Below are 18,620 nucleotides of genomic sequence, written 5' to 3' on the forward strand. Positions count from 1 at the left end.
TTTAAAAGTTTAATCATCTTATTATACTATATTTTTCTTCTAAGAAAAAATTTTTGCATAAAAAATATAATTTTTATTAATAATCGATATTTGATAGTATTTTTTCTAACAAAAACGTCTATAACTTAATTTTTTTTAATTTTATAATCTGTTATAATAAAATCGGAAAATTTATTATATAGGGGGAATAAAAGTGAAAAAACTTTTTATAGATGGTAAAAGTCTTAATATAGAAGATTTTATAAATGTAGCAAGAAACCATTATGAAGTTCATTTAACTGAAGAAGCCAAAGAAAAAATGCAAAAATCAAGAGATGTTGTAGAAAAAATTGTTGAAAATGAAAAACCAGTTTATGGTATTAATACTGGATTTGGAAAGTTTTGTAATGTGAAAATTTCAAAAGAAGAAAGCAAAAATTTGCAAAAAAATTTAATAATGAGTCATGCTTGTGGCGTTGGAAACCCTTTAAAAGAAGATGCTGTTAGAGGTATTATGCTTTTAAGAGCAAATGCTCTTGCTAATGGTTTTTCTGGAATAAGAATTTCTACAGTTGAAACCTTACTTGAAATGCTAAATAAAAATGTTATACCAGTTATACCAGAAAAAGGATCTTTAGGTGCTAGTGGAGATTTAGCTCCTTTAGCTCATATGGTACTTGTTATGCTTGGGATGGGAGAAGCTTATTACAAAAACGAAAGATTAAGCGGTAAAGAAGCTATGAAAAAAGCTAATATAAAGACTATAGAATTAGAAGGAAAAGAAGGTCTTGCGTTAATAAATGGAACACAAGTTATGACTTCAATAGGTGCACTAGCTATTTATGATTCAAAAATATTATTAAAAACTACAGATATTGCAATTTCAATGACTTCAGAAGCTTTAGAAGGTATTACAGATGCCTATGATTCATTAGTACATGAAGTTAGAAATCAAACTGGTCAAATAATCACAGCAGAAAACTTAAGAAGAATTTTAAATGGTTCAAAAAACACAACAAAACAAGGTGAAAAAAGAGTTCAAGACGCTTATACATTAAGATGTGTTCCACAAATTCATGGTGCAAGTAAAGATGCTTTTAATTATGTAAATAATGTTATTAACAATGAAATAAATGCTGTTACAGATAATCCTATAATCTTTCCTGATGAAGATAAAATTATATCAGCAGGTAACTTTCATGGTCAACCAGTAGCACTTGCTATGGATTTTTTGGCAATTGCAATATCTGAGATGGCTAATGTTTCTGAAAGAAGAATTGAACGATTAGTTAATACAGAACATAGTAAACTTCCAGCATTTCTAGTAAAAGATGGTGGAGTAAATTCTGGATTCATGATAGCTCAATATGCTGCTGCCGCTCTTGTTTCAGAAAATAAAGTTTTGGCACACCCAGCAAGTGTTGATTCAATACCATCTTCAGCTAATCAAGAAGATCATGTTAGTATGGGAACAATTGCATCAAGGAAAGCTAGAGAAATAATATACAACGCATCAAGAGTTTTAGCTATTGAACTAATTGCAGCTGTTCAAGCTATTGATTTACGTGGAGGAAAAGAAAAATTAAGTCCAGCTACTAAATCCGTTTATAATTTAATTAGAAAAAATATTTCATATTGGGAAAAAGATAGAGAAATGTATCCTGATATAAATAATGCTGCAGAATTAATTTTAAATAATTCAATAGTTAAAGAAGTTGAAAACATAATAGGAGAAATAAAAATATAATAAAAAAGCAGCTTAGCTGCTTTTTTATTTTGATGTATCTATTATTGTTAAATAAAGTTCATCTTCTGAAACTTCCTTTTTTACTGTTTCCCAATATTTATCTTCATCTATATGATTAAAATCATATCCATCATAGTAAACAACTTTCCATTCTTCAGGAAATGCATAATTCCCCAAATTAAATCTTTTTAAATTTTCTTTCATTTGATTTAAAATAAAATCATCTTCAGGAACTTTCCCTTCAACCCTTTTTATCATATTTTCATTTGCTTCTTTTAATCCTTTGTACATACTCATCATAGTATTAACTGTTTCTTCAAAAAAATTTTTATCATTCTTATAATTTATGCACGATGAAACACTTGATTCTCCATATCTTAAAGAAGCTTTTTTAGCATTTGAATATGCTTCATTTTCTGACTTTGCTTTTATTATCATAGCATAAGTGTGCACTTTATCACCTCATATTTGTATTTTTATACACAACTTATTATACAAAATTTTTCTTAAATATTGTATACAATTTATTTGCACTTGCATCATATTCTTCAGGATTTTCCCAAGTATTTCTAGGATTAAGTATATTTGAAGGAACTTCTTTACAATTTGTTGGTATTTTTAAATTTAAAGGCTCAAATACTTCAAATTCTTCAAATTCATTATTAATAGCTGCATCAACAAGTCTTTTGGTATACCTTAATTTTATTCTACTTCCAATACCATATGGTCCTCCTATCCATCCAGTATTAACAAGAAAAACTTTTGAACCATGTTTTTTTACCATTTTCACAAGCATTTTTCCATAAACTTCAGGTTTTAATGGTAAAAATGGTTTAGCGAATCCTTCTGAAAATGTTGCTGTAGGATTTTTAACTCCTCTTTCTGTTCCTGCTAACTTAGCAGTATATCCAAGCATAAAATATTTAAAAATTTGATCTTCATTTAATTCAGATATTGGCGGTAAGATTCCAAAAGCATCTGCTGATAAAAAGAATATCGTTTTTGGATGACCTGCAATTCCATCTTTTTTTACTGTATTACCAAAAAAAGAAAGAGGAATCGATGCACGTGTATTTTCTGTAATTGACGAATCTAAATAATCTGGTAATCTTTTATCAGAATGAACTACATTTTCTGTAAAAACACCAAACTTTAAAGTATCATATATTTCTTTACCATTATCTTCAGAAACACCTATTATTTTTGCATAACTTCCACCTTCTATATTAAAAATACCTTCATCATGCCAACCGTGTTCATCATCTCCAACCATTAATCTATTTTCATCTAAAGATAAGGTTGTTTTTCCAGTTCCAGAAAGTCCAAAAAATAATGCTGGATTTTCACCATTTAAATCTGTGTTTGCAGAACAATGCATTGAAAAAATTCCATGAAGTGGTAAAAAATAATTCATATATGAAAAAATAGATTTTTTTATTTCACCAGCATACCTTGTTTTTCCTATTATAACTTCATGATCAGTTGGATTCAATATTATAAAGGCATCTGAATTTGTACCATGGAGTTTTTTATCTGCTGAAAATTCGGGAGAAGAATATATATTCATATCTGATTCTTTAAAGTCTTCTTTGGCATTTATTACTAAATTTTTAAATGTAAGTGCTTGTATTGGTGAAGTTGTAATAATCTTTACTTTTAACTTATATCTTTCTTCAGCACCAGCATAGCCATTTTCAATATAAATTTCTTCTGTGTTTTCAATATGTTCTTTTAAGTCATTTCTCAAATCAACATATTTATACTTAGAAAATGGTTGATTAATAGAGTTCCAATTTATTTTATCTTTAGTTATTTCATCTATTACTACAAATTTATCTCTTGGAGAACGACCTGTATAAGGCTCTGTTATAGTGTTTATAGTACCATTCGATAAAAGTTTTGCTTCACCTTTTTTTATTGCTTGTTCAATAAGATAAGCTCTTGATGAGTTAACGTGAACAATCTTTGTTGATAACATTTTAAAACCTCCATCATTAAAATTATAATTCTATATACATATTAAAACATTTTATTTAAAAAAATGTAAGTTTATATTTTAAAGCAAATCAAAAATTTTCTATAACAATTAAGTAAAAACACATTTTATTATTTGTAATTAAAAATAATGAAATTTTTTTCATATATAAAACAAAAGAAGGTGTAAACACCTTCTTTTGTTTTATATTACATCCATTCTCTTTTTACATAATGTGTATGCAATAAATGATGAGCTTTTTCACTACCAGGTTCACCAAGAAATTCTTTGTACAAAGTTTTAATTGATTCATTTTCATGAGATTTTCTAACTTTTTTATTTCTATCTACATTATTCAATGCTTCAGCTCTCTTTTTTATTATACTCAAATCTCCATGGTGATAAGGTTGTCCACCTCCACCAACACATCCACCAGGACATGCCATTACTTCTATTAAATGCAATTCAATTTTCTTTTTACATATATCATCAAGAAGTTTTCTAACATTACCAAGTCCAAATGCTACAGCAATTTTTATAGGTTTACCATTTATTTCTACTTCTGCAAATCTTGTCCCTTCATAACCATGTAAATCTTTAAATTCAACTTCTTCTAAAGTTTCTCCTGTTAAAACTTCATAAGCAGTTCTTAAAGCAGCTTCTGCAACTCCTCCTGTTCTACCAAAAATATCAGCAGCACCAGTTGATTCACCAAGTGGAGAGTCATATTCTTCTTCAGGAATATTATCAAAGTTCAAACCTGCTTCTTTTATCATTTTTGCAAGTTCTCTTGTAGTTAATGAATAATCAACATCTTGATACTCTTCGCTAGAATTTATTTCTGGCCTTCCTGCTTCATATTTCTTAGCTAAACAAGGCATTATTGAAACAACTTTCAATTCTTCTTTTGGATCTTTATTTACCTTTTTAGCATAATATGTTTTTGCAATAGCTCCAAACATTTGTTGTGGAGATTTTGCTGTTGATGGCATTTGTGTAAGTCCTGGGAATTGATGTTCAAGGAACTTAACCCATCCAGGACAACATGATGTCAACATAGGCATGAATCCACCATTTTTTAATCTATGAATAAATTCTGTTCCTTCTTCCATTATAGTAAGATCGGCAGCAAAGTTTGTATCAAAAACAGCATCAAAGCCAAGAGCCCTTAATGCACCTACTAATTTACCAGTTGATATTGTTCCAGGTTCATATCCAAATTCTTCTGCAATAGCAACTCTTACAGCAGGAGCAGTTTGAACAACAACATGTTTTTTAGGATCTTCTATTTCATTCCAAACTTCATCAATATAACTTCTTTCAGAAAGAGCTCCTGTAGGACATACTGCAACACATTGTCCACAGAAAGTACATGCTGTTTCTTCAAGAGGTAAATCAAATGAAGGCTTAACTGTTGCTTCAAAGCCTCTATCAACTGCTGATAATACACCAACTGTTTGAAAAACATTACATGCAGTTTCACATTTTCTACACATAACACATTTTGATGGATCTCTTATTATTGCAGACGATATATCTTTATCATATGTAGATTTTTTTCCTATGTAAGGATTTCTAACTATATTTAATTCTGCTGCTAAGTCTTGAAGATCACATTCTCCATTTTTAGGACATTTTAAACAATCATTTGGATGATCAGATAATAAAAGCTGAACAACAGTTCTTCTTGCATTAACAGCTCTTCTTGAATGAGTACTTATTTTCATTCCCTCAAATACTGGTGTAGCACAAGAAGGAGCTAAATTTCTTCTACCTTCAACTTCTACAACACAAACTCTACATGAAGCTGGTTTATTTTCAATTCCTATTTCTTCAAGATTCATATAACAAAGAGTTGGTACATATCCACCAGTCTTTTTTACTGCATCAAGTACAGTTGCATTTTCAGCAACTTCAACCTCTATATTATTCACTATTACCTTTGGCATTAACAAGTCCCTCCTTATTATGATTTAGTGATTGCACCAAATCTACAAGTTGCATAACAAGCACCACATTTGATACATTTTTCCTGATCGATTTGATGAGGTTTTTTAATTTCACCTTTTATAGCTTCAACTGGACAAACTCTTGCACAAGCTGTACATCCAACACATTTTTCAGGATCAATTTCAAATTTTATTAAATTCTTACATGCACCAGCTGGACAGGTTCTTTCATTAACATGTGCTTCATATTCATTTCTAAAATAATGCATAGTTGAAAGAATAGGATTTGGTGCTGTTTGACCAAGTCCACATAAAGATGTATCCTTTATTACCTTTCCAAGAGTTTCTAATTTTTCTAAATCTTCTGGCTTTCCTCTTCCACTTGTTATTTTTTCAAGAGTTTCTAAAAGTCTTACATTTCCTATTCTACAAGGTGTACATTTACCACAAGATTCTTCAACTGTAAAGGTTAAATAAAATTTGGATACATCAACCATGCAAGTTGATTCGTCCATTACAATCATTCCACCTGATCCCATCATAGAACCAAGAGCCATTAAATTATCAAAATCAATAGGTGTATCTAAATATGCTGCAGGTATACAACCACCAGATGGACCTCCTGTTTGAACAGCTTTAAACTTACCATTGTTTCTAATTCCTCCACCTATTTCACAAAAACAATTTCTCTTAAAGTTGTTCCCATAGGAACTTCTACTTAAAGTTGTTCCCATAGGAACTTCTACAAGACCTACATTATTAATTGCTCCAGCAAGAGCAAAAACCTTTGTACCAGGTGATTTATCAGTTCCAAAAGATCTGTACCAATCTGCACCTTTTAATACTATAATTGCAACATTAGCATAAGTTTCAACATTATTTATCAATGTTGGCTTGTTAAATAATCCACTGTTTGCTGGAAATGGTGGTTTTGTTGTTGGTTCACCTCTATATCCTTCAATTGAATGTATTAAAGCTGTTTCTTCTCCACAAACAAAAGCACCAGCTCCTAGTCTTATTTCTATATCAAATGAAAAATCAGTTCCAAATATATTTTCTCCCAAGAAACCAAGTTCTTTTGCTTGTTTAATTGCAATTTCAAGTCTGTGAACTGCTAATGGATATTCAGCTCTTATATAAATGAATCCTTTACTTGCACCAATGGCATAACCAGCAAGTGCCATACCTTCAAGAACAGCATGTGGATCTCCTTCAAGTACTGATCTATCCATGAAAGCACCTGGATCTCCTTCATCAGCATTACATATTACATATTTGATATCTCCATTAGCTTTTTTAGCAAAGTTCCATTTTAAACCTGTAGGGAATCCGCCTCCCCCTCTTCCTCTTAAACCTGAATCTAAAACTGTCTTTACAACTTCATCTCTTGACATTTCAGTTAAAGCCTTTGCAAGTGCAATATATCCATCATTTGCTACATATTCGTTTATATCTTCTGGATTTATCGAACCAGCATTTCTAAGTGCAACTCTTACTTGTTTTTTATAAAATGGCATTTTAGGTGATTCTTCTATTTTTTCATTTTTTTCTGGTTCAACATACAACAATCTTTCAACTCTTCTACCTTTTATAACATGTTCGTTAATTATTTCTTCCACATCTTTTTCTTCAACTTTTACATAAAAAGTATTGTCTGGAAGTACCTTTACAATAGGTCCTTGTTCACAAAATCCAAAACATCCTGTTCTTACAACCTGTATATCTTTATTCAAATTATTTTTTTCAAGTTTTTCATTAAAAATATCTATTATATCATTACTTCCTGATGATGTACATCCTGTTCCGCCACAAACTAGAATGTACTGTTTATAGTTAGCCATTTTTTAACCTCCTATTATTCAGCTCTTTGATGTGTTTCGCCTATAATCGAGTCTTGTAACAATTCATTATTTAAAATATGTTTTTCAATTATTTCTGAAGCTCTATTAGCTTTTATGTTTCCGTATAAAACTGGTTCTTTACCAACTTCATTAACTTCTACTGTTGGTTCAGCATGACAATATCCCATACATCCTGTCTGTACAACAACAACATTTTCTAATCCTTTTTTTGCTATTTCTTCAACAAGAGCATTAAATGTTTCTTTTGCACCTGCTGCAATACCACAAGTTCCCATAGCTACTTTAAGTATTATTTTATTTTCATCATTAGCTGCATTTCTTATTGTTAAATTCTTTTTAGCAGTTTCTTTCATTTTTAAAAGGTCTTCAAGACTTTTTATTTTAGCCATAAAATTCCCTCCTTTATATGGTTTCAGCTTCCTTATCTTTTGCTCTATATTCATCAATTAGTTTTTTCATATCAGATTTTTTTAACCTTCCATGTACTTTATCTCCTATCATAACAACTGGTGCAAGACCACAAGCTCCAACACATCTTACAGTATGAAGTGAAAACAAGCCATCTTCTGTTGTTTCACCTTCTTCAATTCCAAGAACCTTCTTTAGTTCATCAACAAGATCGCCAGATCCTCTAACATAACAAGCAGTACCAAGGCAAACACTAATAGGATATTTACCTTTTGGTTTCATAGAAAAGAAATTATAAAAAGTAACAACTCCATAAACTTGTGAAGTATGTACTTTTAATTTTTTTGCTATCAACTTTTGTACTTCAACAGGAAGATAACCTATTAAATCCTGTGCTTTATGAAGACAATTAATCAAATAACTTCTTCTTTCCTCTTCGCTCTTGTTTTCAACGCCAAGAGAGTCGATGTAAGCTTCAACTTGTTTCAACTGAGTTTCTAACATATCTGACATCTTCTTCCCTCCTAAATAAGATAAATTTTATCTAAATTGTTTTTTATTTCACATATTCACATTTTTAAAAACCTTTTAATTCAATGTTTAATTTAAATAATGTCCCTTAATACAAGTATACATCATAAAAAATTTTTAAGATTAAAATTATCTAAATTAAATTTTAAGTTTTGTTTATTTTTTATATAATATATATATATTATTTATATATTGATTTTTTATAAATAAATTAAAAGTTGTATTATTTAATAATAACAATAATTTCAAAGCTTTTTAAAAATATTTTTTGATATTATTATTAATAAATATTATAAAAAACACTTTGTGATTTTTTTAGTAATTAAAATATAAAAAAGGTAGAATGATTTTGAACAAAGTCATTCTACCATATTTTTTTTAATAATGTCAACTATGATTTTAATTGTTAATTAAATTTAATAGTTCTTGAGCTGCATTATATGGCCCATCTTTTTCGAAACCAGCAATTCCTAATTGAGTTTTTATTTGTCCAACCTTAACACCTGAAGATATCATACTTTTTAAATAAATTTTTGCAGTTTTATCATGTTGTTGCTTTTTTTGTATTGCACCAAAAGGATTTGCAAAATAACTATAAGTTAATCCTTTTTCTGAAGTTGTACCTTTTGCCATTCTTGCTCCTTTTGAAAAAATTTCGTATGCACTTTCAGATGAGTCAAAAAATTCTATTGCTTTTTCATTTTCCTTAACTTTTTCATAATTATTTGCATAAAAGAAATAATCTATCTTTGTAGGTTTTATTATCTCTGAATAATTAGAATAAGGAACTATTATTCTTGCATTTATCTCATTAGGATTCATAAATATACTTCTATCCATTGCAGAATAAGCATATCCAGGTTGTAAATCATCCAATCTAACAAATGCTCCTGTTTCAGTTCCATATGCAACTATTTCTCCAGTTTTTAATATATCTAATGATCCCATATCATCAATTAAAATATTTACTTCTGAAACATTTTTATGTAGCCTATTTAAAGCATCTAAAGTTTCTGATTTTCCCGCTCCAGAATCCCCCATAATCATTACATTAGCTTTTTTACCATTTCTAAGTTTTATTTCAGCAAGTGCTCCATGTATAGGTAATCTATTTTCATCTATAACTATTAGATTATGTATTGTTAAAATAACTTTTTTCATATATCCAAAATAATCTATTGAAGGATCATCTCCAACTATTCCAACATAAGTTCCATCTTTTTCATGATATATTACTCCATTATAATCATCATCTTCTTCAAAAAAATTTTTATCCATTCCTAAAATATAAATACCATCTGGTTTTACATTGTTTACTATTTCAAAACTTGCCAATTCAAACAAGTTTCCTAATCCAGCTGCCAAAGCTAAATATTCTTTATTAACTACTACATGAATTAATTTTTTACAAACATGTATTGGGAATACAAACCAATTTTGAGGATTTAATTTTATTTTATCTAAAATTCCTTTTTCTTTTAATTTAAACAAACCTCTTCTTTTATTAGATTTAGTATAAAAAATTACTGGTGGTTCAAAAACAAAGCTCCACACATGTTCCATTTTATACAACCATTCTGCATTTATTTTAGCTTTTTGTTTTACATTTGGTGTATCAACAATAAATCCAACTTGTGCTCCGCCTGGAAGTTGTCTAAGAATTTTTAATCTAGTATCTGAAATATTTATTAAAATTTGTCTATACATACTCAAAACCAAACTTTTTAAATCTGAATTTGTTTTTACTAAAACCATTTGTTTGAATATTCTTTCAAATCTATTATGAGTAAACTTATCTTCCTTAACTATAAACCTATGTTTATTTCTCCACAAATTAAATAAATTTTCAACAAATTTTACGAGTAAGTCTTTTTTATTTCCCAATTTTGGAAAACAATAATATGGTGAGCCATCTACTTCTTCAATTTTATTTTTAGTCAATATTAAGAGAAGCTGTATAATTGCATTTATATCATATTTCTTTAATGTATCTACAACATCCGTATCAACTAAAAAAAGATCAAAAAATGGCATAAGAGAATTCTTTTTCTTTTCTGAATCTTCAATTATTTCCCCAATTAATAATTTGAAAATATTTGAATTTAAAAGTTGTGAATTGGCATTAAATGAAACGTCACCTTTAATAATAATACTTCGCATAACTTATCCCTCCCTATTCTTCAGAAATTATATTTTTATACATTTCATCAATTTTTTCTTTTTCTTCTTTTATTAATATCATTTTTTTCTTAGCATACGTCATTATTTCCATAGATTTTTTATAAAGATCTAAAGATAATTCAATATCAGTATTTTCTTGATTGCTTTCAAAGTAACTATTTATACTTTCTAAAATAGAAATTAATTCTTTCAAAGAAAGTTTTTGTATTTCAGATTTTTTCAATTTCAAAATTTTTTCCATTTTTTACACCTCTTTTTGTTTAATTTTTGCTTTAGCATTACCATCTTTAAATAAAATATCAACTTCATCATTAACCTCAAGTTCATCTATACTTTTTATTATTTTTTTACTTTTTTTCACAACAGCTCCTCCACTTAAAAATGCAGAAAAAGGACTATTTTCTGTTAATTTAGAAAACACTTTTGTAAATTTATTCTCAACCATTAAAATATTGGTAGAAAAATATTTATCATTTTTAATAAATATTTTATTCAAATTTTTTATTTCTTTTTCAATATCTTTATGAAAAAAATTTTTTAAAAAGTTTACTTTAGGCAAAACTATTTCTTTAGTAGATCTTTCTAAATTTAATTTTATAAAAGTAGAAATGTTATTTATTTTTTTATTATAGTTTATTATTTCTTTAAATAAATAATTGGAATTCGATTTAAAATTTTTTACTGTATTTTGCTCAAATATATTAAAAAAGAAATTAAAGGATACTTTTAGGTTTTTTTCTAAATTCAATAAAATATCATTAAAATAATTTATTTGATTTACAATATCTCTTGAAACTTCAGTTGGAGTTGAATATCTTTTCCAAGAAGTATAATCAGGAATAGTTGTATCCTGTTCGTGACCAATTGCACTTAAAATTGGTATTTTAAATAAAGCAATTTCTTTGCCTAAATTAAAATTATCAAAGTATATCAAATCACTTTTTGATCCACCGCCACGTGTTATTACTACTACATCATAATTAATTTTTGATTTTTTAATTTTTGAAAGCGCTTTTAAGATATTAGGAACAGTTTTAGCTCCTTGCATGCTCGAAGAATATAAATGTATAATAGGAATATTTTTAGCGTATTGAATATTTTTTTTAAAATCTCCATATCCAGCAGCTGTTGGGGAAGTTATAATAGCTATTTTTTTTATCGGTTCAAGATCTAATAAACTATTTTGATTTTTATTAATTAAATTTTCTTTTTTTAATTTTAACAAAATTTCTTTTTTCTTTTTATCTATTTCAGAGTTTCCAAATGGAATAATTGAAGACCCATTTAAAACAAATTTAGCATTATACTTCCATAATTGAAGTGTTCCTTCTATTTTCCATTTTTTATTTAATAACTCTCTTTCATTATTTAAATTTAACCTTTTTAGCAAATAAGGTATCATTAATTTTGAAAAAAATACAGTCAATGAATAATTAGTATTTTTATCTCTTTGAGAGATTTCTAAATATAAATCTCCATTTTTACTCTTTTTTGCAGAAGTAATATCTCCTGTTATAATAACAGAAGTATTATAAATTTCTGATCTTTTATAAAAATTAGTTAAATAATCTAATAATTCAGATAATGTCTTAAATTCAAGAATTTTTTCCTGAAAGAACAACAGTAAACTCCCCCTTTATACTATCTTTACTTTCAAAAAAAGAAATAGCTTCATCTACAGTTCCTTTAAAAAACTCTTGATGAATTTTTGTCATTTCTCTTGCAAGAAAAATTTCTCTGTTTCCCATTATATTTTTTATATCCTTTAACGTTTTTAAAATTCTATTTGGGGAATCAAAAAATATATGTAAATATGGTAAATCTACTATATCTCTAAATAACCTTCTTCTATTCTTATCTCTTGGAATAAACCCATGAAACAAAAATTTAGAACCGGGAAATCCACTGGCTGCTAATGCTGTAAGAGGTGCACTTGGACCTGGGACAACATCTATTTTCACATTATTTTCTCTACATTTTTTAACTAAATGAGATCCCGGATCGGATATTACAGGCATTCCAGCATCTGAAACCAAAGAACACACATTATTTTTTACAATCAATTCAAATGCTTTTTCTAAAACTCTTTCTGCATTTGTTTGATTAAACGTAAATAATTCTTTTTGTCCTATTTCTAATTTATTTATTAATTTTAAAGTGACCCTTTTATCTTCTGTAAATATTACATCTGATTCTTTTAAAATTCTTATTGCTCTAGGACTCATATCTTCCATGTTTCCAATGGGTGTTCCTATTAAATATAATTTAGACATTTTTTCCCTCCACTAAAAGTTCTTCTGGTGAAATATTACATTTTTCAGAAAGAAAATAATTTGAAAAGTTTGCTGCTTTTGGTAAAAAATCAAATTTATTCTTTATGTAATTATCAAAAGAATCTATTCTTTTACTTTTTTCTTCTATTTCAAGTAAATATCTTATTTTTTCATAATTTTTATACTTTATTGAATTTTTTGGATTTAAAATTTCATCAATAATTATTTCAGGATCAAAAAAAAGATAGTATCTTTTTTTTATAACAACTTTAAAATCTTTTAATGAATCCATATTTGGTTTTGAAATCTTATATTCTTTTTCTATTCTTTTCAATTCATTCAATGGAATTTTTATATTCTTTGTCCATAATTCTTCATTATTTAATATTTCAACTCTTATACGTTCATTTTTTTCATTATACCACTGAATTATAACAGAATATTTAATTGCATTTTTTATTAATCTTTTGAAATTTTTTTCATTTAATATATATTTTTTTTCTTTTTCAATCAAAATTAATCACCTCAAAAAATTATATCATGAACAGTTGTAATTTTACCCAATTTTATGTTATCATTGAGTATATAAAAAAATATAAAAAAGGAGGGGTTTATTATGTCAACAGAAATAAAAATAGTAACCTTTAATCTTGGAAATGAAAAGTTTGCTCTTGACATTATGAAAATTGATACTGTAGCCGAATACGAGGATGTTACAGTCATTCCACATGTTGCAGACTATGTTGAAGGTGTAATAAACTTTAGAAAAGAATTTGTTTTACCTTTAATAAATATGAGGAAAAAATTTAAACTCCCTGATTTTGAAGATAAATCTAAATGTAAAATTTTAATAATTAAACAAGAGGATAGAAAAATTGGTATAATGATAGACGATGTTAAAGAAGTAAAAAACATAAGCTCCGATTCTATTGAAGAAACGCCTGCCGTTGGTGGAATGAATAATATTAGATTTATAAGTGGTATAGCTCGTTTAGATAATGAAATGTTAATTATCCTTGATATGGATAAACTTTTAACAGCTGAAGAAAAAATGGAATTAGACTCTTTAGTAAAAAAAATATAGTCTATAATGGCGCTCAGCGCCATTATTTTTAATGGAGGCAGATGTTGAAAAAAAGTAAATATTTAAATGGGTTCATTTTTTCAGTAATAATAACTACATTAATCATTTCTTCTTTTACAATTACTAGTGGTGTAAAACAAAATATTAAAGAACTTAAAAATTTTTCCATTAAGTTCGCTTTTTTTTCTATGTTTATAATAATTTTAAAATGGTTTGTGGAAACTTTAATTTTAAAATTATCTTTATTTGATGAAAGAAAAAAAATATCTTTTTTTAAATTATTCAAAATAATTATTTTAGGTCAATTTTTTAGTTATTTAACTCCGTTTTATACTGGAGGTCAACCTCTTCAAGTATATTACTTATCTAAAGAAAAGATAAATCCAAGTGTAGCAACGGCTTCTATACTTTATAAATCAATGTTTTTTCAAATAGTTATGGTGTTAATGGGATTTATTGGTTTACAGTACTCTTCACATTTAAATAATTATATATTTATTATTTTAATATCTGGAATTTTACTAAACGGTTTTGTTGTTTTTTTAATATTATTTTTTTCTTTAAACAAGGAATTATCAAAAAAAACTGTCAAAAAAACGACTCTTTTCTTAAAAAAAATAAAAATATTAAAAAATCCACAAAAACATATGGAAGAAATAATGAATAAAGTTGAGGAATTTGTAAATTTTTTTAAAAAAAATTCAAAAAATTATGTTTCATTATTTAGTATATTTATTTTAAGTATTATTCAATTATTACTTTATGTTTTTACAAGTATGATAATATTAAATGGTTTTGGAATAAAATTAAATTTAGATTTATTTTTTAGAAGTTTAATCTTAGATGTTGGATCTTCTGTTGTACCAACACCTGGAACATCTGGTGGAGCTGAAGGATTTTATTACTTAATATTTTCTAATAAAGCCAGTATTTATGTTTTAAATACGTCAGTATTAATATGGCGTTTATCAACATATTATTTTGTTTTATTTATTGGTAGTTTATTTTTTCTTATTTCAAAGAAAAATAGGAGGAGCACGTAATGGATTTAAAAATTTCTGAATTAAAAGATATGTCATATAAAATTTGGGAAAAAAATAAAGATAAGTGGTCTCCATTAAATCCACAAGAAGCTCGTAATACTTTTTTATGGATGATTGAAGAAATTGGAGAAACAATACAAATTTTAAAAAAACGTGGAGAAAGCGAAATAATGGAAAATACTTTTGTAAGAGAAAAATTTATTGAAGAAATGTCAGATATAATATTTTACTTTACTAAAATAATGCTTTCTTATAATATAAGCGCTGAAGAATTTTCTAAAATTTATATAAAAAAATTTGAGAAAAATATGATTAGAGATTATGAAAAAGAACATATGAATATGTTTAAGGATTAATTATATGGAAATCATAAAAAAAATTAAAAATTTTAAAAATGAAACAATTGGTATTAAAAATCACTATTCAATATTAATACCATTAATAAAAAAGAATAATGAATATTTTTTATTATATGAACTTAGATCTTCAACTTTAAAAAATCAACCATCTGAAATTTCATTCCCAGGTGGAAAAGTAGAAGAAAATGAATCTTACAAAGAATGTGCTATTCGCGAAACATATGAAGAAATTGGTGTAAAAAAAGAAAATATAAATATATTAAATAAAGGTGATGATTTTTATTCACCCTTTGGTTTTTTAATTCATTCTTATATTTGTACTATTAATACCAATGATTTTAAAATAAATAAAGCTGAAGTAGAAAAACTATTATTTGTTCCAATAAATCATTTAAAACTACAAAAACCAGAATTATACAATGTAAATATTATTGCTAAACCAAATTTATTTCCCTACAACAGAATACCAAATGGTAAAAAATATAAATGGAAAAAGGGAACTTACAATGTTTATTTTTATAAATACAACAAATATTATATATGGGGACTAACAGCATTTTTTACTAAAAAACTAATTGAAAAATTATAAATAAATTTTTTTAATCAGAATATGATATAATATTGTTATACAATTAAAATCTATTATTAACCTTAATCAAAAAGAGCGAGATGATTAAATTGACTTTAAACACTTTTGTTTTAAAGAATTTTAAAATAAATTTCATTATTTTTACTATATTAGTAATATTAATAATATTTTTATCCATATTTTTAGGATTTGAAAAAATGTATGAAACAAAAGCTTCTGAAAGTGCAAATGAGATAGTTAAAACCTTTAATTTTTTTATAAATAAAAAAATTAATTTTATTTTTGATATATTATCTTCAAAAACTATGACTTTCAGAAAATACCCCGCTAACTTAGATGAAAATACTATCATTTCAATTATAACTAACAATAAACTTAAAACAAAAGATGGCTACATTGACCTTTCAAATTGGATAAATGATAAAAAATTATACAAAATTGATAGTGGCATATTTTTCAATAAACATACTTTAAAAATCCTAAGAAAAGAACAAGATGATAATTATCTTTATGCAGAAATATGCTTAGATAAAATCTTAGATTTATTAAATTTTAAAAAAGATGAAACATTTTATTTGTGCAACTCAGAAAATATAATTCTTTTGTCTAATAACAATTCTACAATAGGAAAAAATATAGAAAACTGGAAAAACAATACAATGTTTTTAATTCCAAAATTATTTAATAAATATGTATTTTTTATAAAAAAAGAAATACCTAATGATTTATACTTTGTATATACTGTTTCTTTAAATAGTTTTTTTAAATTTTTATTCTTTATTTTATTTGGAATTTTAATAACTATTTCAATAATATTTTTTAAATTTTATAATACTATAAGTTCTAAAATTTCATTTATTGTTGATTATATAAGTGAATTTAGTATGGAACTGAGTAAATTTGATAAAAATATAGCAATTAAAGAAACTATAAATATTAAAAATTCTAATATAATAGAATTAGATAAAATAAATACTGTTTATATAAATTTAATAGAAAATCTTCAAAGTTATTCAGAAGAACTCTCAGAAAAATATTTAGAATTAAATAAACTAAATAAAGAACTTTATACAAGAAATTCACAAATTCTTTTATCTTTATCTAAAGGTATAGAATTAAAAGATAAATATACCCTTGGGCATTCTAAAGGAGTTTTAGAACTTACTAAATACATGATGAATCAATTAAATTTAAAAAAAGATACAAATTTTATGCAGCAAGTAGAAATTGGATGTATACTTCATGATATTGGTAAAATATTTATTCCAGATGAAATATTAAACAAACCAGGTAAACTATCAAAAGATGAATTTAAAGAAATAAAAAAACATCCTCAATATGGATATGAACTTTTAAAACCTATATCTAATTTGCAAATTTCAAAAAACATTATAAAGTATCACCACGAAAATTGGAATGGAAGTGGCTATCCTGAAGGACTTAATAAAAATGAAATTCCATTAGAAGCACAAATAGTTGCTTATGCTGATATGTATGATGCAATTAGAAATAAAAGAGTTTATCACAATGAATTATCAAAAGAAGAAAGCATAAAATTAATAAAATCTGTTCAAGGTATAAAATTAAATCCAGATTTATTTAATGCATTTTTAAAAGCTGTTGAAATTTATGAAAAAAATCGAGAGGAGATTAAAAAATGAAAAAATTCTTGATTTTACTAATTAGTGTTTTTATTATTATTTCCATTTTTGTTTTTCTTCCTAAAAAGAAAACTATAGCAGTTTTTAATTTATTTACAAATGATTTAGAAAGTTATCCAAGAGAAGCTATAGAAACAGCTATAAAAAATGGAATAGGAAAAAACTTTAAAATAGTTTATATACCATATGACTCAGTTGAAAGAGAAGAAGTTAGAAGTATTTTTAAAACTTCTTTAAATAAATACAAATTTAAGTATTTTATTCATGCTACCAGCAGTACAATTTTTTCTTACATTGATGACATTGTTAAAGAAAAGAAAATATTTGGAATAGGATCTACAGTTACTTCACCAAAAGTAATTGGTAAAAATCCTTACTTTTATAGTATAAGCATTAGTGATGACTTGCAATCAAAACTTATAGCTAAAGAAATAAGCAAAAGTAGTACCTCAGTATTAATAATTAAAAGTGACAAAAATTCTGTTTATATAAATACATATATAAATTTATTTTTAAAAAATTTTAATGGAAAATACGAAATAACAAATTATCAAAATATTAATTTAAATAATAAAATCAATGCAGTTTTATTGCTTTTGGAACCCAAAAATGCCGCTTTAGCTGTACAAAAAATAAAAAATATTTATCCAAATGCTTTAATATATGGAAGTGATTATATTGATAATGAACAATTTAGAGAATACGGCGGTTCTTCAATAAAAGGTACAAAAATATTTTTATTATACAATCGTGATTATGCAAAAAAAACTATCAAAGATAATAAATATCTCAATACTTCCTTCATAAATACGTATGATTCTTATTCTTTTTTAACTTATCTTATAAATAAGTATCATTCTCCAGAAAATATTTCAAAAAATATTAGAGGAGAAACCTTTACAGGACTTGGTGGAAAGTTTAAAATAAATAAACAAGGCTTTACTGAAAGAGAACCATCATTTTTAATTATTAAATAAAA

Annotated in this window: 18 protein-coding genes; 7 read left to right on the plus strand and 11 right to left on the minus strand. The window is 25.9% G+C overall.

The window, feature by feature from the left end; genetic code table 11:
• Positions 1 to 193 precede the first annotated feature (193 nt).
• Positions 194 to 1,726, plus strand: coding sequence for a histidine ammonia-lyase (gene hutH, locus IGS63_RS10760; protein ID WP_190614843.1), 1,533 nt, complete (start codon positions 194 to 196; stop codon positions 1,724 to 1,726).
• 24 nt (positions 1,727 to 1,750) lie between these two features.
• Here hutH and IGS63_RS10765 read toward each other — a convergent pair whose 3' ends face one another.
• The 11 genes from IGS63_RS10765 to IGS63_RS10815 all read right to left on the minus strand — a co-directional run bounded on the left by IGS63_RS10765 (position 1,751) and on the right by IGS63_RS10815 (position 13,419).
• Positions 1,751 to 2,179, minus strand: a complete 429-nt coding sequence (locus IGS63_RS10765) for a hypothetical protein (protein WP_190614844.1) — start codon at positions 2,177 to 2,179, stop codon at positions 1,751 to 1,753.
• Between the two features lie 37 nt (positions 2,180 to 2,216).
• Entirely contained in the window at positions 2,217 to 3,704 is a 1,488-nt protein-coding gene (locus IGS63_RS10770) for a phosphoenolpyruvate carboxykinase (ATP) (RefSeq protein ID WP_190614845.1), read from the minus strand.
• 206 nt (positions 3,705 to 3,910) lie between these two features.
• Positions 3,911 to 5,650 carry an NADH-dependent [FeFe] hydrogenase, group A6 gene (locus tag IGS63_RS10775; RefSeq protein WP_190614846.1) on the minus strand — a complete coding sequence of 580 codons (1,740 nt, stop codon included), beginning with the start codon at positions 5,648 to 5,650 and terminating at the stop codon, positions 3,911 to 3,913.
• 17 nt (positions 5,651 to 5,667) lie between these two features.
• Positions 5,668 to 7,491: an NADH-ubiquinone oxidoreductase-F iron-sulfur binding region domain-containing protein gene (locus tag IGS63_RS10780; protein ID WP_190614847.1), complete on the minus strand. Its 1,824-nt coding sequence runs from the start codon at positions 7,489 to 7,491 to the stop codon at positions 5,668 to 5,670.
• A 14-nt stretch (positions 7,492 to 7,505) separates the two neighbouring features.
• Positions 7,506 to 7,901, minus strand: coding sequence for a (2Fe-2S) ferredoxin domain-containing protein (locus IGS63_RS10785; RefSeq protein ID WP_190614848.1), 396 nt, complete (start codon positions 7,899 to 7,901; stop codon positions 7,506 to 7,508).
• Positions 7,902 to 7,914: 13 nt separating this feature from the next.
• The gene (locus IGS63_RS10790) at positions 7,915 to 8,424 is read right to left on the minus strand and encodes an NADH-quinone oxidoreductase subunit NuoE family protein (protein ID WP_420856930.1); all 510 of its coding nucleotides are present in this window, start codon (positions 8,422 to 8,424) and stop codon (positions 7,915 to 7,917) included.
• Positions 8,425 to 8,850: 426 nt separating this feature from the next.
• On the minus strand, positions 8,851 to 10,611 hold the full coding sequence (locus tag IGS63_RS10795) for a phosphoenolpyruvate carboxykinase (ATP) (protein ID WP_190614850.1): 1,761 nt from the start codon (positions 10,609 to 10,611) through the stop codon (positions 8,851 to 8,853).
• 13 nt (positions 10,612 to 10,624) lie between these two features.
• Positions 10,625 to 10,873, minus strand: coding sequence for a hypothetical protein (locus IGS63_RS10800; protein ID WP_190614851.1), 249 nt, complete (start codon positions 10,871 to 10,873; stop codon positions 10,625 to 10,627).
• 3 nt (positions 10,874 to 10,876) lie between these two features.
• On the minus strand, positions 10,877 to 12,253 hold the full coding sequence (gene xseA, locus IGS63_RS10805) for an exodeoxyribonuclease VII large subunit (RefSeq protein WP_190614852.1): 1,377 nt from the start codon (positions 12,251 to 12,253) through the stop codon (positions 10,877 to 10,879).
• A complete protein-coding gene (rsmI, locus tag IGS63_RS10810) occupies positions 12,228 to 12,905 on the minus strand; it encodes a 16S rRNA (cytidine(1402)-2'-O)-methyltransferase (protein WP_190614853.1) in 678 nt (225 codons plus the stop codon). Before rsmI ends, xseA begins: the two co-directional genes overlap by 26 nt.
• A complete protein-coding gene (locus IGS63_RS10815) occupies positions 12,898 to 13,419 on the minus strand; it encodes a hypothetical protein (protein WP_190614854.1) in 522 nt (173 codons plus the stop codon). The genes rsmI and IGS63_RS10815 overlap by 8 nt, the downstream gene beginning before the upstream one ends.
• Positions 13,420 to 13,521: 102 nt before the next feature.
• Between IGS63_RS10815 and IGS63_RS10820 the strand changes: the two genes are divergently transcribed.
• The 6 genes from IGS63_RS10820 to IGS63_RS10845 all read left to right on the plus strand — a co-directional run bounded on the left by IGS63_RS10820 (position 13,522) and on the right by IGS63_RS10845 (position 18,618).
• Positions 13,522 to 13,989, plus strand: coding sequence for a chemotaxis protein CheW (locus IGS63_RS10820; RefSeq protein ID WP_190614855.1), 468 nt, complete (start codon positions 13,522 to 13,524; stop codon positions 13,987 to 13,989).
• A gap of 44 nt (positions 13,990 to 14,033) precedes the next feature.
• Positions 14,034 to 15,032, plus strand: coding sequence for a lysylphosphatidylglycerol synthase transmembrane domain-containing protein (locus IGS63_RS10825; protein WP_190614856.1), 999 nt, complete (start codon positions 14,034 to 14,036; stop codon positions 15,030 to 15,032).
• Positions 15,032 to 15,388: a nucleoside triphosphate pyrophosphohydrolase family protein gene (locus IGS63_RS10830; RefSeq protein ID WP_190614857.1), complete on the plus strand. Its 357-nt coding sequence runs from the start codon at positions 15,032 to 15,034 to the stop codon at positions 15,386 to 15,388. Before IGS63_RS10825 ends, IGS63_RS10830 begins: the two co-directional genes overlap by 1 nt.
• Positions 15,389 to 15,392: 4 nt before the next feature.
• Positions 15,393 to 15,980, plus strand: a complete 588-nt coding sequence (locus tag IGS63_RS10835) for an NUDIX hydrolase (RefSeq protein ID WP_190614858.1) — start codon at positions 15,393 to 15,395, stop codon at positions 15,978 to 15,980.
• 80 nt (positions 15,981 to 16,060) lie between these two features.
• Positions 16,061 to 17,641 carry an HD-GYP domain-containing protein gene (locus IGS63_RS10840; RefSeq protein WP_190614859.1) on the plus strand — a complete coding sequence of 527 codons (1,581 nt, stop codon included), beginning with the start codon at positions 16,061 to 16,063 and terminating at the stop codon, positions 17,639 to 17,641.
• Positions 17,638 to 18,618, plus strand: coding sequence for an ABC transporter substrate-binding protein (locus tag IGS63_RS10845; RefSeq protein ID WP_190614860.1), 981 nt, complete (start codon positions 17,638 to 17,640; stop codon positions 18,616 to 18,618). The genes IGS63_RS10840 and IGS63_RS10845 overlap by 4 nt, the downstream gene beginning before the upstream one ends.
• Positions 18,619 to 18,620: the final 2 nt, after the last annotated feature.

Source organism: Tepiditoga spiralis, from assembly GCF_014701195.1.
GTDB classification, from domain to species: Bacteria; Thermotogota; Thermotogae; order Petrotogales; family Petrotogaceae; genus Tepiditoga; species Tepiditoga spiralis.

Bases quoted from the DNA above. Each gene is read 5' to 3' on its own strand.
- IGS63_RS10770 (WP_190614845.1), bottom strand. From the start codon at position 3,704: ATGTTATCAACAAAGATTGTTCACGTTAACTCATCAAGAGCTTATCTT.
- IGS63_RS10775 (WP_190614846.1), bottom strand. From the start codon at position 5,650: ATGCCAAAGGTAATAGTGAATAATATAGAGGTTGAAGTTGCTGAAAAT.
- IGS63_RS10780 (WP_190614847.1), bottom strand. From the start codon at position 7,491: ATGGCTAACTATAAACAGTACATTCTAGTTTGTGGCGGAACAGGATGT.
- IGS63_RS10785 (WP_190614848.1), bottom strand. From the start codon at position 7,901: ATGGCTAAAATAAAAAGTCTTGAAGACCTTTTAAAAATGAAAGAAACT.
- IGS63_RS10790 (WP_420856930.1), bottom strand. From the start codon at position 8,424: ATGTTAGAAACTCAGTTGAAACAAGTTGAAGCTTACATCGACTCTCTT.
- IGS63_RS10795 (WP_190614850.1), bottom strand. From the start codon at position 10,611: ATGCGAAGTATTATTATTAAAGGTGACGTTTCATTTAATGCCAATTCA.
- IGS63_RS10800 (WP_190614851.1), bottom strand. From the start codon at position 10,873: ATGGAAAAAATTTTGAAATTGAAAAAATCTGAAATACAAAAACTTTCT.
- rsmI (WP_190614853.1), bottom strand. From the start codon at position 12,905: ATGTCTAAATTATATTTAATAGGAACACCCATTGGAAACATGGAAGAT.
- IGS63_RS10820 (WP_190614855.1), top strand. From the start codon at position 13,522: ATGTCAACAGAAATAAAAATAGTAACCTTTAATCTTGGAAATGAAAAG.
- IGS63_RS10830 (WP_190614857.1), top strand. From the start codon at position 15,032: ATGGATTTAAAAATTTCTGAATTAAAAGATATGTCATATAAAATTTGG.
- IGS63_RS10835 (WP_190614858.1), top strand. From the start codon at position 15,393: ATGGAAATCATAAAAAAAATTAAAAATTTTAAAAATGAAACAATTGGT.
- IGS63_RS10840 (WP_190614859.1), top strand. From the start codon at position 16,061: ATGATTAAATTGACTTTAAACACTTTTGTTTTAAAGAATTTTAAAATA.
- IGS63_RS10845 (WP_190614860.1), top strand. From the start codon at position 17,638: ATGAAAAAATTCTTGATTTTACTAATTAGTGTTTTTATTATTATTTCC.